General features: G+C 36.1%; 15 protein-coding genes. 5 read left to right on the forward strand and 10 right to left on the reverse strand.

Annotated elements, in window-relative coordinates; genetic code table 11:
- Positions 1-5: 5 nt before the first annotated feature.
- Positions 6-962 (reverse strand): M28 family metallopeptidase, encoded by a 957-nt coding sequence (locus K7G79_RS05430; protein ID WP_223549929.1) that lies wholly within the window; start codon positions 960-962, stop codon positions 6-8.
- Positions 963-1,104: 142 nt separating this feature from the next.
- Between K7G79_RS05430 and K7G79_RS05435 the strand changes: the two genes are divergently transcribed.
- From K7G79_RS05435 to K7G79_RS05450, 4 genes are all read left to right on the forward strand, one after another.
- Positions 1,105-3,261: a prolyl oligopeptidase family protein gene (locus tag K7G79_RS05435; RefSeq protein WP_223549931.1), complete on the forward strand. Its 2,157-nt coding sequence runs from the start codon at positions 1,105-1,107 to the stop codon at positions 3,259-3,261.
- 71 nt (positions 3,262-3,332) lie between these two features.
- Positions 3,333-4,244: an ABC transporter ATP-binding protein gene (locus K7G79_RS05440; RefSeq protein ID WP_223549933.1), complete on the forward strand. Its 912-nt coding sequence runs from the start codon at positions 3,333-3,335 to the stop codon at positions 4,242-4,244.
- Positions 4,245-4,286: 42 nt separating this feature from the next.
- Positions 4,287-5,597, forward strand: coding sequence for a phosphoribosylamine--glycine ligase (locus K7G79_RS05445; RefSeq protein ID WP_223549934.1), 1,311 nt, complete (start codon positions 4,287-4,289; stop codon positions 5,595-5,597).
- Between the two features lie 47 nt (positions 5,598-5,644).
- Positions 5,645-6,091: a GNAT family N-acetyltransferase gene (locus K7G79_RS05450; protein WP_223549936.1), complete on the forward strand. Its 447-nt coding sequence runs from the start codon at positions 5,645-5,647 to the stop codon at positions 6,089-6,091.
- A 1-nt stretch (position 6,092) separates the two neighbouring features.
- Here the strand turns inward: K7G79_RS05450 and K7G79_RS05455 are convergent, their stop codons facing one another.
- From K7G79_RS05455 to pdxA, 9 genes are all read right to left on the reverse strand, one after another.
- The gene (locus tag K7G79_RS05455) at positions 6,093-6,563 is read right to left on the reverse strand and encodes a GreA/GreB family elongation factor (RefSeq protein WP_223549938.1); all 471 of its coding nucleotides are present in this window, start codon (positions 6,561-6,563) and stop codon (positions 6,093-6,095) included.
- Complete coding sequence (gene mtgA, locus K7G79_RS05460; protein ID WP_223549940.1) at positions 6,550-7,242, reverse strand: monofunctional biosynthetic peptidoglycan transglycosylase; 693 nt, start codon at positions 7,240-7,242, stop codon at positions 6,550-6,552. Before mtgA ends, K7G79_RS05455 begins: the two co-directional genes overlap by 14 nt.
- Position 7,243: 1 nt before the next feature.
- Positions 7,244-8,359 carry an FAD-dependent oxidoreductase gene (locus tag K7G79_RS05465; RefSeq protein ID WP_223549942.1) on the reverse strand — a complete coding sequence of 372 codons (1,116 nt, stop codon included), beginning with the start codon at positions 8,357-8,359 and terminating at the stop codon, positions 7,244-7,246.
- A gap of 78 nt (positions 8,360-8,437) precedes the next feature.
- The gene (accC, locus tag K7G79_RS05470; protein ID WP_223549944.1) at positions 8,438-9,790 is read right to left on the reverse strand and encodes an acetyl-CoA carboxylase biotin carboxylase subunit; all 1,353 of its coding nucleotides are present in this window, start codon (positions 9,788-9,790) and stop codon (positions 8,438-8,440) included.
- 85 nt (positions 9,791-9,875) lie between these two features.
- The gene (accB, locus tag K7G79_RS05475) at positions 9,876-10,352 is read right to left on the reverse strand and encodes an acetyl-CoA carboxylase biotin carboxyl carrier protein (RefSeq protein ID WP_223549946.1); all 477 of its coding nucleotides are present in this window, start codon (positions 10,350-10,352) and stop codon (positions 9,876-9,878) included.
- Between the two features lie 34 nt (positions 10,353-10,386).
- Positions 10,387-11,379, reverse strand: a complete 993-nt coding sequence (locus tag K7G79_RS05480; RefSeq protein ID WP_223549948.1) for a beta-ketoacyl-ACP synthase III — start codon at positions 11,377-11,379, stop codon at positions 10,387-10,389.
- A 181-nt stretch (positions 11,380-11,560) separates the two neighbouring features.
- A complete protein-coding gene (gene rpmF / locus K7G79_RS05485; RefSeq protein WP_103050696.1) occupies positions 11,561-11,764 on the reverse strand; it encodes a 50S ribosomal protein L32 in 204 nt (67 codons plus the stop codon).
- An 8-nt stretch (positions 11,765-11,772) separates the two neighbouring features.
- Positions 11,773-12,312 (reverse strand): DUF177 domain-containing protein, encoded by a 540-nt coding sequence (locus K7G79_RS05490; protein ID WP_223549950.1) that lies wholly within the window; start codon positions 12,310-12,312, stop codon positions 11,773-11,775.
- A 73-nt stretch (positions 12,313-12,385) separates the two neighbouring features.
- Positions 12,386-13,432, reverse strand: a complete 1,047-nt coding sequence (gene pdxA / locus K7G79_RS05495; RefSeq protein ID WP_223549952.1) for a 4-hydroxythreonine-4-phosphate dehydrogenase PdxA — start codon at positions 13,430-13,432, stop codon at positions 12,386-12,388.
- A 62-nt stretch (positions 13,433-13,494) separates the two neighbouring features.
- Between pdxA and K7G79_RS05500 the strand changes: the two genes are divergently transcribed.
- A complete protein-coding gene (locus K7G79_RS05500; protein ID WP_223549953.1) occupies positions 13,495-14,088 on the forward strand; it encodes a riboflavin synthase in 594 nt (197 codons plus the stop codon).
- The last annotated feature ends 156 nt before the right edge of the window (positions 14,089-14,244 follow it).

The following is a 14,244-nucleotide window of genomic DNA, read 5'->3' on the forward strand; positions in this document are numbered from 1 at the left end:
TGTTATTACTCCTGATAGATGAAATACAATGGATCATCTGTTGATGCTTTCTCTAAAATAGCCTTACTAATATACTCACAAACCTGTTTTTGTCCTTCAAAATTAATTAAGTCAATCGTATCTTCTGGCGTATGGTACTGTTCATGCCCTCCCGTATGCATCCCTAAAACTGAAATGTTCTTTTTGTAAAATGACACATGATCCGATCCACCAACTGAACCTGCATGTACAATAGGTGTTACCCCAACCGATTCGCCTAACGTTTTCATAAAATCTACCCCACCAGGAAAGGTGCCAGCTCCACCCATATACACATGCTTTTGGTTATTCATCCTTCCAACCATGTCCATATTGACCATCAACTTAATTTGTGTCAGCCGCACTGGTGGATGGTTTACAAAATATTTACTCCCCAATAAACCTTGTTCTTCGGCGCCAAATGCCACAAAAATCACACTGCGTTTTAGTTCGCTTTTTTGAGAAGCAATATATTCGGCTATTTCAAGTAAGGCAGAAGTGCCACTCGCATTATCATCTGCTCCATGGTAAACTACACCACGTTTATCAGATTTTGATGACGGACCACCAAACCCCAAGTGATCATAATGGGCGCCCAAAACAATGTATTCCTTTTTTAAAACAGGATCGTTCCCTTCTAAAAAACCAACAACATTCCATGTTTTGACTTCTTTTTCAGGCTTGCCCTTATCAACCCTTAATTGTGCAGTAAACTTTTGCTTAAATCCATTTTTAAAAGCATTCAACCCAAAAGTTCTAAATTCGTTTTTTATATATCTAACCACTTGTCTATTGGCATGACCTCCTGGCAATCGCCCTTCATTAACATCCATAGTTAAATAGGATATATGTGCCCGTAGTTCATTAACTGTAACTTCTGGTTGGGAAAACATGTTGAAACAGAACAAATATACCAATGTCAATAAAATGTTTTTTCTAATCATTTTCAGTTTGTATCAATTTACTCCAAAGATAATAGAATCTGCCTTTTTAACTTAATGGTAAATTCTTCAAAATCATTTATGTATTTTTGAGGCTCTTTCAACAAATACATTTAAACCTTTTGATTGAAAAAAAAGAGAACATATGCAAAGATTAGTAATTGGCCTTTTTGTCCTTGGCACTTTGTTGGCTTGTAAAGAAAGTAAAACAGAAAAAAACACAATGGTTGTAAGTTACCCAGAAACTAAAACGGTAGATACTATAGATACCTATTTTGGAATTGAAGTAAAAGACCCTTACCGCTGGTTAGAAGATGATAGAAGTACAGAAACCGAAACTTGGGTTAAAGCCCAAAATAGGGTAACTCATGGTTATTTGGAAACCATTCCCTTCCGTGAAGCATTAAAAGAACGTTTATCGAGCCTGTGGAATTACGAAAAAGTAAGTGCTCCCTTTACTGAAGGTGATTATACCTATTTCTCTAAAAATGATGGTTTGCAAAACCAAAGTGTATACTACAGAGAAAAAGTTGGCAATGGTGAAACGGAAGTGTTTTTAGACCCCAACACCTTTTCTAAAGATGGTACCACCTCACTTGATGGAATGAGTTTTTCTAAAAATGGAAAAATATTAGCTTATTCCATATCTGAAGGAGGAAGTGATTGGCGAAAAATTTTGGTTATGGATGTCGAAACCAAAACGCTTATTGAAGATACCCTTGTGGATGTAAAATTTACCCAAATATCATGGTACAAAAATGAAGGCTTTTACTATTCCAGTTACGATAAACCTAAAGGCAGTGAATTATCCGCTAAAACTGACCAACATAAAGTATATTATCACAAACTGGGAACATCGCAAAGCCAGGATCAACTTATTTTTGGTGGAACTCCTGAAGAGAAGCACCGTTATATTTATGCTATGGTTACCGAAGACGACAATTACCTTGTTATCACTCCTCGGGTTTCAACATCTGGAAACAAACTGTTTCTAAAAGACCTTTCCAAACCAAACAGTAATTTTATTACCGTTTTGAACCATACCGATAGCGACACCTACTTGTTGGACAATCAGGGCAGTAAATTATTTTTAGTAACTAATTTAAATGCCCCTAATAAAAAAATTGTTACAACGGATGCTTCAAACCCTGCTCCAGAAAATTGGGCAGACCTTATCCCTGAAACCGATAATGTTTTAACCCCATCAACTAGTGGTGGTTATATTTTTGCACATTATATGGTCCATGCCATTTCACAGGTTAAGCAATACAATTACGATGGTACCTTGGTAAGAGATGTAGAACTGCCAGGATTGGGTACTATTAGCGGTTTTGGAGGTAAAAAAGAAGAAAAAACAGATTACTTCTACTTTACCAATTACAAAACGCCCTCCAGCATTTATAAAATGAATGTTGATACTGGAGATATTGAAACTTATTGGCAGCCATCAATAGCCTTTAATAGTGATGATTACGAGAGTAAACAAGTGTTTTACACTTCAAAGGACGGCACCAAAATCCCCATGATGATTACCCATAGAAAAGGTTTGGAACTCGATGGGAAAAACCCAACCATTTTATATGGTTATGGCGGCTTCAATATTAGCCTTACCCCTTCGTTTAGTATAGGCAACGCTGTTTGGATGGAGCAGGGTGGTATCTTGGCCATTCCTAATTTACGTGGCGGTGGCGAATATGGGAAAGCGTGGCACATCGCAGGCACACAACTGCAAAAACAAAATGTATTTGATGATTTTATCGCTGCAGGTGAATACTTAATTGCAAACAACTACACATCATCAGACTATTTGGCTTTACGCGGTGGCTCAAACGGTGGTTTATTGGTAGGTGCCGTTATGACCCAACGCCCCGATTTAGCTAAAGTGGCCTTACCGGCTGTTGGGGTTTTGGATATGCTGCGTTACCATACCTTTACCGCAGGTGCTGGTTGGGCTTATGATTATGGAACGGCTGAAGATAATAAAGCCATGTTCGAATACCTAAAAGGGTATTCACCTTTACATAATGTAAAAACAAGTGTAGAATACCCCGCGACTTTAGTGACTACTGGGGATCATGACGACAGGGTCGTCCCAGCCCATAGCTTTAAATTTGCTGCTGAATTGCAAAGCAAGCAAACTGGGGATAATCCAACCTTAATCCGTATAGAAACTCATGCGGGGCATGGTGCTGGAACTCCTGTAAGCAAAACCATAGAACAGTATGCCGATGTTTTTGGATTTACACTATATAATATGGGTTATCGTGTTCTACCAAATAAAATGGAAAATTTTAAAGACTAATTAACATGTTGTAGTTTAAGCACAGTCAGGGGCAAACCTTAAATTTCCGACTGTGTTTTTATTGGATTGCTATGCTCACCGTAACCAACCTTTCTTTTTCCTATAAAAAAACACCTGTTTTAAAGAACATTTCATTTAACTTAAAACCAGGTGAAAATCTGGCTGTGATTGGCCAAAGCGGTTCTGGGAAAAGTACCTTACTTAAACTGCTATACGGCACATACGATCTGGATGAAGGCCAAATGTTTTGGAAAAATCATGAAATTCTCGGGCCAAAATTCAACCTCATTACAGGACCTGATTTCATGAAATACGTAGCACAGGAATTTGATTTGATGCCTTTTACTTCGGTAGGCGAAAATATTGGTGAATTCCTATCCAACTTCTACCCGGAAGAAAAACAAAACCGTATCGACGAACTTTTAAAAGTAGTAGAACTCACCACATATAAAAACAAAAAAGTTAAGACCTTAAGTGGTGGACAAAAACAACGTGTGGCATTGGCCAGGGCTTTGGCCAAAGCTCCTGAAATATTGCTGTTAGATGAACCCTTTAGCCACATTGACAACTTTAAAAAACAATCGCTGCGCCGTAGTCTGTTTAACTATTTAAAGGATAAAAACATAACCTGTATTGTTGCTACTCATGACAAAGAGGACGTTATCTCCTATGCCGATACCATGATTGTTTTGCATGATACCAAAGTCATCGCAAACCAATCGCCACAGGAATTATATAACAGTCCCAACAACGCATTAATTGCTTCATTTTTTGGGGAATTCAACATCATTGAAAATCACATTGTTTATGCCCATCAGCTTAAGGCTGTTGAAAAATCCAACTTAAAAGCGATTATTAAACATACTTATTTTAAAGGCAATCATTATTTAATTGAAGCCGAATTAAAGGGTAAAAAGATCTTTTTTGAACACCCTATTAGCCTTGAAAAAAATTCAACCGTATCTCTAACAATCAATCGTTAAATAGTATACATTTGTGCTATTAAATTTCTGTTTTTATAGCAGTTGAAAACCGCACATAACGCCAAAAATCCTACCATAAAAAGAAGGTTTCTTTTTATTTCAAGGTGGGGAGAAATACTGGATCTTGTATATTCAGTTCAAAAGGAAGGCCACTCAGTTAAACTATTTATCGAAGACAAGCCATCTAGGGAAATCGGTTTCGGTTTTGTTAAAAAAGTCAATAATTGGAAAAAACATATCGATTGGGCCGATGTTATTATTTTCGATTATACAGGATATGGTAAAATCTGTGATGACTTACGCACTACTGGAAAACTTGTTTTTGGAGGTTCCCAATACACCGATTTATTGGAGTTGGACCGCAATTTTGGACAACAAGAACTTAAAAAGCATAAAATAAAAACCTTGCCCTTTAAAGAGTTCTCCAATTTTCACGATGCCATTTCTTATGTGGAACTAAACCCCGATGCCTATGTTATAAAACCTTGTGGTGAAATACAGGACCTTAAACAATTGCTCTTTGTAGGCAGTGATGATGAAGGCTTGGATGTGATACGAGTGTTAAAAGCCTATGAAAAGTCATGGGGTAATAAATTTGGGAATTTTCAATTGCAGCGGAAGGTACGTGGTGTTGAAGTGTCGGTATCGGCTTTCTTTAACGGCAAGCGCTTTTTAAAACCCCTTAATGTTACCTTCGAACACAAAAAACTGTTTCCTAACGAGCTTGGGGTCTCTACGGGTGAAATGGGAACGAGTATGTTTTGGGTGGAAGATTCCCCAATATATGATACCACCTTAAAAAAGTTTGAAACAACTTTAGCCAAACACAATTTTGTGGGGCATATCGATATTAATTGCATTGTAAATGGCAATGGTATCTATCCTCTGGAATTCACCTCCAGATTTGGCTATCCACAAGTGTACATACAAAGTGATGGGATTAATGAACCTTTGGGCAATTTGCTATACAAAATTGCCAATGGCGACACCTTTATGTTAAACACCAAAAAAGGTTTCCAAATTGGGGCTTATATTGTTGTGCCGCCCTTTCCGTATAACGACAGGAAAAGCTTTGAACTGTTTTCAAAAGACTCTGTAATTATCTTTAAAAAGGAACTTAAGGAAGGCGTGCACCCCATACACTTAAAATGCATTAATAACGAATGGTTAATTACGGGCAATACAGGTATTGCGCTTTTGATTACAGGAACGGGAGTCACTATGAAAGATGCCCAGCGCATGATGCAAAATCGCATAAGTAATATTATTGTGAACAACAGTTATTACCGTACCGATATTGGCAACCGATGGGTTGAGGACTCCGATAAGCTTTGGGCTTGGGGCTTGTTATGATAGTTTTTAGGTGTGAAATACGAAGCTTGAAGCAAAAGATATAATCCATGAAATTCCTATTTAAAAGAACCCAAAAACCCAATAGGTTTTTTAAAATTCTGCCACAGGATTGGCAGGATATTATCGGACCGCAATGGAACAATTACCGAGATTCTTCTTCCATTTATATTATTGAATGTAATGGACAGGTCATAGCTGGTGGTATTATATTTTCAAAAACACCTCCAAATGCTACCCCATTGGAAATAACCTATAATCACTTGTTTGATAAAGGCTATCTGTATTTAGGATTTATTTTTGTAATACCCAAATATCGAGGAAAACAGATTGCCAGTGGCTGGTTGGGTGCATTAAAAAACAAATATAAAAATCAACCATTTTGGCTTATCATTGAAGATTTTGGCTTAAAATCCTTTTACGAAAAAAATGGCTTTAAGCTTATAGATGAAGACACTAATTCCATTGGAGAAGAATGGGTAATGGTTTCAGAATAGTTTAAATTATTTTATTGACCTGTATATTTTCTCCCCTAAAAACCATAGTGTCATTTACAGTTTTTCCAAGAAGCAATTGTCCTATAGGCGAATGGATAGAAATGGCATAAAATATATCTTTGGCTAATCTTAGTTTGCCAACACTAATGGCAATAAAGTAATTTCCTTTACTTGTATAAACTACACTTCCCAAAACAATCACTCTTGATGTTTTTTCAATATTAATTTTAGAAAGAATCGCACTAGTCTTTTGAATTTCCGCAAGTTGTTGTCCTGCTTTTTCTCGCTCCAATTGCACCATAGCACGACCTGTTTCATGTTTGTCGCCCGCTGTGCTTTTTGTCTCAGCATATAAGGATTCCTGTAGCTGTTTAATGGTAGCCTTAACTAGATTCAGCCTAGATAACAAAGTATCTCGACACTTATTATAAAGTTCTTGCTTTATTTTGATATCGATTTTACTTGCCTTCATTATAACTTAAATGACCATAATACACCATTTGTTTTTTAATCCATTCTTTTCTTCCCTGTATATAACTTGAAGGCGGATTAGCTCTATAGTTCCTTGGGTTGGGCAAAATGGAAGCAATTGCTGCAGCTTCATCTTTTGTTAATCGTGATGCCGATTTACCAAACCAATATTGTGATGCCGCTTGAATACCATAAACGCTATTACCCATTTCAATGCTATTTAAATAGACTTCCATAATGCGCTCTTTAGACCATAATTGTTCAATTAAAAAAGTGAAATACGTTTCCAAACCTTTGCGCAACCAACTGCGTTGTGGCCACAAAAACACATTCTTGGCCGTTTGTTGACTTATGGTACTCGCTCCCCTTAACCGTTTTCCAGTTTTGTTATAATCAATAGCTTTTTCAATAGCCTTAATATCAAAACCACTATGTTTTATGAAGTTTTGGTCTTCACTACAAATAACCGCCAATTGTATCTGTTTAGAGATTTCATCCAAACCCACCCATTGGTGTTTCCATATTTTAGTGGTTTGGGTTTCCTTTGCTTCAAAATAACGAATGGCCATAAGTGGCGTTGCAGGTACTGGAACCCATTTATAAAGTAGGACCCATAAAACTGAAAGGATGATAAACCAAATAACCGATTTGAATAAAAACTTGTATATCTTTTTTAACATATCAATCAACTAAACCAGCCAATTCCCTACCTACTAAACTACCAATAGCAACACCCATACCACCTAGCCGAACACCACAGTAAACATGGTTACTTAGTTGCTTAACAAAAGGTTTTTTTTGAGCACCAACACCCATAATGCCGCTCCAACTATAATCAATCTCAAAAGGTGTATTGGGCAAAATTGTTGTTGTCAAGAGTGTTTTTAATTTATTTTGAATTAAAAGAGTTTGTCCAAATACTGTAGTTTCTTCTGTTTTAAAATCGAGATTTCTTCCTCCTCCTAATAAAATCCTATTATCTATATTTCTGAAGTAATAATACCCCTTATCTAAATGAAATGCTCCTTTAATGTGTAGATCTTTTATGGGTTTAGTAATAAGTACTTGTGCTCTTGCAGGTTGAACGTCTTCATTTAACAATTGCAAAGCAAACCCATTGGTAGCAATCAGTAATTTTGATGTTGAAAGTTGAAAACGGTCAGTAACTACTTTAACGGCATTAGTATCTTCCAAAAAGCTTAAAACGGACACATTATTTAATATTTTTATTCCTCTTGATTGCACTTTTAAAAGTAATGCTTCCATCATTTTGCCTGTGTCGATCTGTCCTTCAAAAGCATTAAAAATATATTGAGTATTAACCTTTTTAAAATGAAATAGATTGCCCTTTAAACAAAAGACATCCTGATTAAAAATAGGCTTTAGTAATTGATTAACCTCATCCATTCTCGACATGCAGGTTTCAAAAAGTTCAACATCGACTTCATTGAACAATTCGTAACCTCCTAGTTGCTGGTATTTAATAGTTGTATCGCCTAAATTCTGTCTTAGTAAATGTAAGCCTTGAACACGTTTTTTTACCAACTCAAGCACTTCTCCTTGAGTATGGGATGTTAAATCATCCAAGATCTCACTCAGACTTCCAAAACACGCAAACCCTGCATTTTTGGTACTAGCGCCTTGTGGCAAAATACCTTTATCCAATATTACAATACGTGATTTTGGAAATCTTTCTTTTAGCGATAATGCACAATTAAGCCCCACAATACCACTGCCAACTACGGTGTAGTCTATATTGGTTAACCAACTTTTTATTTCCCAATAGGATAAATTCACTTGTTTAGGAATTACAGTTAATTAGTAGCTTCGAAATTAATCAAAAAAAAACTCCGAAATTGCTTTCGGAGTTTAAATCTATTCTTCTGTTTCTTTTTTCATAACGAAGTCTTCCATAAACTTGGTCGTGTAATGACCAGCCAAATAATCGGGATGGTCCATTAACTGTCTATGGAATGGAATGGTTGTTTTTATGCCTTCTATGACAAACTCATCCAATGCACGCTTCATTTTACTTATCGCTTCTTCTCTAGTTTGAGCAGTTGTAATTAGCTTGGCAATCATTGAGTCATAATTAGGCGGTATTGTATAACCTGAATACACGTGAGTGTCTAAACGCACACCATGACCTCCAGGGGCATGCAAAGTTGTAATCTTGCCTGGTGATGGCCTAAATCCGTTATAAGGGTCTTCAGCATTTATCCTGCATTCAATAGAGTGTAAATTAGGGGTATAGTTCTTGCCAGAAATTGGCACGCCTGCAGCCACTAATATTTGTTCTCGTATCAAATCGAAATCGATAACCTGCTCTGTAATAGGATGTTCAACTTGAATACGAGTATTCATTTCCATGAAGTAGAAATTCCTGTGCTTATCAACCAAAAATTCAACAGTTCCTGCTCCTTCATACTTAATATACTCGGCTGCTTTTACAGCTGCTTCTCCCATCTTTTTACGTAGTGCTGAAGTCATAAATGGTGATGGAACTTCTTCTGTAAGCTTTTGATGACGACGTTGAACGGAACAATCCCTTTCAGACAAATGACAAGCTTTACCACGGGAATCACCCACAATTTGAATTTCGATATGTCGAGGCTCTTCAATAAGCTTTTCCATATACATATCGTCATTCCCAAATGCTGCTTTACTTTCTTGTCGAGCAGAGTCCCAAGCAGCTTTAAGGTCCTCTTCTTTCCAAACACCGCGCATACCTTTACCGCCTCCACCGGCACTAGCCTTTAACATTACAGGATAACCCGTTTCCTTAGCTATTTTTTTACATTCCTCAAAATCTTTAATAACACCATCACTTCCAGGAACACAAGGTACTCCTGCTGCTTTCATAGTTGCTTTTGCATTAGCCTTATCACCCATACGGTCAATCATTTCGGCCGATGCACCAATAAATTTTATACCGTGATCTTCACAGATTTTTGAAAATTTAGCATTTTCCGATAGAAATCCATAGCCTGGATGAATGGCATCTGCATTGGTGATTTCAGCAGCAGAAATAACGTTAGACATCTTTAAATAAGATTCACTACTAGGCGCAGGTCCAATACAAACCGCTTCATCGGCAAATTTAACGTGTAAGCTTTCCGCATCTGCAGTTGAATATACTGCTACCGTTTTTATGCCCATTTCCTTACACGTTCTAATAACACGCAAGGCTATTTCACCTCTATTGGCAATTAATATTTTTTTAAACATAATATCTTCAAATTTTCAATATTCAAAAAACAAATTCCAAAACAAAACGATTGGGCATTTGGGAATTGAAAATTGGGATTTTACATTAAGAAGGGTCTACTAAGAATAATGGCTGGTCGAACTCCACTGGAGACGCATCATCAACTAAAATCTTAACTATTTTTCCCGAAACTTCAGATTCTATTTCGTTAAATAACTTCATGGCCTCTATAATACACAGCACATCACCTTCAGCTATAGTTTGTCCTACTTCAACAAATAATGGTTTATCTGGTGATGGTTTTCTGTAGAAAGTTCCTATTATAGGTGATTTTATAGTAATGTATTTTGAGTCGTCTGATGCTGGAGCAGGAGCTGCTGCAGCGGGCTCAGGAGTAACTGGTACTGGTGCAGGAGCTACTACTTGGGGTACTGATGCCGCAGGTACTTGATGTACTATAGTAGTTTCAGAATCGGCTGCTGTTTTAATAGTGATCTTAATATCATCCATTTCAAGTTTAACCTCACTTGCTCCAGATTTTGCAACGAACTTAATTAAATTTTGAATCTCTTTAATATCCATAATATGCTTATTGGTAATTGGTTATGTAGTTTAATTAATTATAGGCCCATTTTAAATAAATGGCTCCCCAGTTAAATCCGCCTCCAAAGGCAGCAAAAATTAAATTATCTCCTTTTTTAAGTTGGGACTCGTAATCGTTTAATAATAATGGTAATGTTGCTGAAGTCGTATTACCATATTTATGTATATTAACCATAACTTTTTCTTCTTCTAGTTCTATGCGTTGAGCCGTAGCATCAATAATACGCTTGTTTGCCTGATGTGGCACCAACCAATCTACATTGTCTTTTGTTAGATTATTACGGTCTAAAACTTTTACTGTAGCATCAGCCATATTAAATACGGCATTTTTAAAAACAGTACGACCTTCTTGAAATGCATATTGTCCCCCTTGATCTATCGCTTCATGCGTAATAGGGTTCACAGAGCCTCCATAAGTGGCTTGTAAAAACTCACGTCCATTACCATCGCTTCTAAGATATTCGTCCTGTAACCCTAAACTTTCTTCGTTGGGTTCAAACAAAACTGCTCCAGCTCCATCTCCAAAAATGATGCAAGTTGCCCTATCTTTATAATTGATTATTGAAGACATTTTATCTGCCCCAATTAACAATACATTTTTGTACTTCCCCGATTCAATATAACTTGCCGCTACAGACATTCCAAACAAAAAACTGGAACATGCAGCATCCATATCAAATGAAAACGCATTTATTGCTCCTATCTGAGCTGCAGTATACGCTGCTGTCGAAGCCGCTTTCATATCTGGTGTTGCCGTGGCAACAATAATAAGTTCTATGGTTTTGGGGTCTATTCCTTTTTTATTGATAAGATCTTGGGCAGCCTTTATAGCTAGGTAAGAAGTGCCTTTACCTTCTTCTTTTAAAATGCGACGTTCTTTGATACCCGTTCTAGTGGTAATCCATTCGTCATTCGTATCAACCATAGTTTCAAGAATTTGATTGGTTAACACATAGTCTGGCACATAAGCACCAACAGCTGTAATTGCCGCAGAGATTTTACTCATAATTTCAGAGTTATTTTGACCAAAAACTTACAAAAATTGGACAAAAACATTTAAAATTTGTGAAAACTACTAAATTTTGGTGTAATAATACACAAAATTATGTGTTTTTGTATTTAGTTAAATGCACTTCATAAAAAAAACGCTCATAGGTGAGCGTTTTGTTATATACAAGCATCATAGGTTATGCTAAATTCTCTACTTCTTCAGAGTTGTCAATTAATACTTGACCTCGGTAGTATAGTTTTCCTTCATGCCAATGTGCTCTGTGGTATAAATGAGCCTCACCTGTTGTAGGACAAGTAGCAATCTGTGGCGCAGTTGCTTTATAATGGGTTCTTCTTTTATCTCTTCTGGTTTTCGAGATTTTTCTTTTAGGATGTGCCATTTTATAATTTATTTATCCGTTAATAATTTCTTTAATGTGTTCCATCGAGGATCTATATCCCCTTCTGATTGCTTTTGTTTATTGGGCTTTGGGCTTAACTCTTCTAGCTTTTTAAGTATGTCTGAATTCAACGTTCCGTCTATTACTCCAGGATGAATGCGTTTAATAGGAACTGCCAATACAACTAACTCATATATGTATTGCTGAATGTTAATTTCATGGGTTCCATGCGGTATAATGAGAATATCTGTATACTCATCATTATATTCGTCACCAAACTTAACCACCAAATCAAAAATATTGCTAATATTTTGATTATACGGTTCGTTAGTTAAATCGCAATTTATATTGACCTCTCCTGAAACTTCAAAATGCAATTCAAGCAATGTTGCCTTTTTATTTAAAACAACATTGACATGAACGTATGTGTCGTTAAAGTCTTCATACTCAAAATGTTCAAAGAACGCTTGCTCAATGTCATATTCAAAATGATGCTCTCCAACTTTTAACCCCACAAATGGAATTGTAAACTCTTTCAAAGGCTTCATTATCACATCTATTTTGAGCCTGCAAATATATAAATTTTTATTTATGCTACCTTACTTATAAACATTTTTTTGTTTATATCTTTTTGGCCGCTTTTTTTAAAGGATTTGAACTAAGTAATTCATAATCAAGTCTATTTCTAAAGATTTTAATAGCCGTAAATAAAGCTTCCTTAAAAGAACTTTCGTCGGCAACCCCTTTCCCCGCTATTTCATATGCCGTGCCATGGTCTGGTGAGGTTCTAATTCGGTTAAGACCCCCTGTAAAATTAACCCCTTGCCCAAAAGATAAGGTCTTAAAAGGTATTAAACCTTGATCGTGATATGCAGCAATTATGGCATCGAAATTTTTATAATTATCCGATCCAAAAAAACTGTCGGCCGCATAAGGTCCGAAAACTAATTTACCTGATTCCTTTATATTTTTTAATGTAGGTCTCATAATAGTATCGTCCTCATTCCCAATAACCCCATTATCTCCTGTATGGGGATTAATACCCAAAACAGCAACTTTTGGTTTATTTATTCTAAAATCTTTCTTTAATGAATTGTAAATAATATCTATCTTTTTCTCAATAAGTTTTGGTGTTATATGGCTAGCAATATCCTTTACGGGCACATGATCTGTTAATAGGCCAACCCTTAAACCATTGGTTACCATAAACATTAAGCTTTCTCCTTCCAACTGTTGTGCTAGATAATCAGTATGACCTGGAAAATTAAATTTTTCAGACTGAATGTTGTACTTGTTTATTGGTGCTGTAACCAAAACATCTATGTTGTTGTGCTTTAATGCTTTGACGGCTACTTCTAAGGATTTTACGGCATAGGTTCCTATTTTAACATCTTCTTCACCAAAGTTAATGTTTACAGGTTCTTTCCAACAATTAAATACATTAACCTTACCCTGCTTAACCTGATCAAAACTGTTAATGATATTAAAATGTATTGTTGAGTTGAAATGTGCCTTTAAGAAACCCATCACTTTAGCCGAAGCAAAAACGACTGGAGTACAAAACTCTAAGCTTCTTTCATCTTCAAAGGTTTTCAAAACAATTTCACCACCAATTCCGTTTAAATCACCTATAGATATTCCAACAATTATATTTTCCTCGTTCTCCATTAAATATGATTAAGTTTTGTAATTTTGATGATGCAAATTTAACCAAATAAACAGAGATTATAATGTTCACGGGAATTATTGAAGAGATTGGGGTAATAACTAATCTGATCCACGAAAAAGGAAACCTTAATATTACTCTTGAAAGCAACATAACATCTGACCTAAAGATTGACCAAAGTGTCGCTCATAATGGGGTGTGCCTAACCGTAGTTGAAATAAAAGACAATAACTATACTGTTACCGCCATTAAGGAAACCCTTGAAAAAACTAATTTAAAACACTTAAGTATAGGCGATAAAATAAACTTAGAACGCGCCATGAAACTTGGCGATCGACTAGATGGGCATATTGTTCAAGGACATGTAGATCAAACTGCAATGTGTACGAATATAGAGTCTGACAATGGTAGTTGGATTTTCTCGTTTGAATACGATAGCTCACTAAATAATATTACCATTGAAAAAGGCTCCATAACCGTAAATGGAGTAAGCCTAACTGTTGTAAATTCTAAAACCAATATGTTTAGTGTAGCCATAATACCTTACACTTATGAGCACACTAATTTTAATACATTTAATATTGGATCAATAGTAAATCTGGAATTTGATGTTTTAGGAAAATATGTAGCTAAACTTATTTCGCTTAATAAAATCTAAGATATGCTATTTAGTTTTAAGCATCAAACTTCTAATCCCATAAAAAACCCCACACACTAAAAGAAATACTGCGTTTACTCCTATAGAGAGACCAGGAGGAGGTGTAGGCGGCGGCGGGGGTGGTACATCCTTTTGCGCCATACAAACCATACTTAT

Origin of the sequence: Aestuariivivens sp. NBU2969, assembly GCF_019931125.1 — a bacterium.
Lineage (GTDB): Bacteria > Bacteroidota > Bacteroidia > Flavobacteriales > Flavobacteriaceae > Aestuariivivens > Aestuariivivens marinum.

Excerpts from the sequence above, each read along its gene's own strand:
- K7G79_RS05430 (WP_223549929.1), bottom strand. The coding sequence starts at position 962 with ATGATTAGAAAAAACATTTTATTGACATTGGTATATTTGTTCTGTTTC.
- K7G79_RS05435 (WP_223549931.1), top strand. The coding sequence starts at position 1,105 with ATGCAAAGATTAGTAATTGGCCTTTTTGTCCTTGGCACTTTGTTGGCT.
- K7G79_RS05440 (WP_223549933.1), top strand. The coding sequence starts at position 3,333 with ATGCTCACCGTAACCAACCTTTCTTTTTCCTATAAAAAAACACCTGTT.
- K7G79_RS05450 (WP_223549936.1), top strand. The coding sequence starts at position 5,645 with ATGAAATTCCTATTTAAAAGAACCCAAAAACCCAATAGGTTTTTTAAA.
- K7G79_RS05455 (WP_223549938.1), bottom strand. The coding sequence starts at position 6,563 with ATGAAGGCAAGTAAAATCGATATCAAAATAAAGCAAGAACTTTATAAT.
- mtgA (WP_223549940.1), bottom strand. The coding sequence starts at position 7,242 with ATGTTAAAAAAGATATACAAGTTTTTATTCAAATCGGTTATTTGGTTT.
- accC (WP_223549944.1), bottom strand. The coding sequence starts at position 9,790 with ATGTTTAAAAAAATATTAATTGCCAATAGAGGTGAAATAGCCTTGCGT.
- accB (WP_223549946.1), bottom strand. The coding sequence starts at position 10,352 with ATGGATATTAAAGAGATTCAAAATTTAATTAAGTTCGTTGCAAAATCT.
- K7G79_RS05480 (WP_223549948.1), bottom strand. The coding sequence starts at position 11,379 with ATGAGTAAAATCTCTGCGGCAATTACAGCTGTTGGTGCTTATGTGCCA.
- rpmF (WP_103050696.1), bottom strand. The coding sequence starts at position 11,764 with ATGGCACATCCTAAAAGAAAAATCTCGAAAACCAGAAGAGATAAAAGA.
- K7G79_RS05490 (WP_223549950.1), bottom strand. The coding sequence starts at position 12,312 with ATGAAGCCTTTGAAAGAGTTTACAATTCCATTTGTGGGGTTAAAAGTT.
- pdxA (WP_223549952.1), bottom strand. The coding sequence starts at position 13,432 with ATGGAGAACGAGGAAAATATAATTGTTGGAATATCTATAGGTGATTTA.
- K7G79_RS05500 (WP_223549953.1), top strand. The coding sequence starts at position 13,495 with ATGTTCACGGGAATTATTGAAGAGATTGGGGTAATAACTAATCTGATC.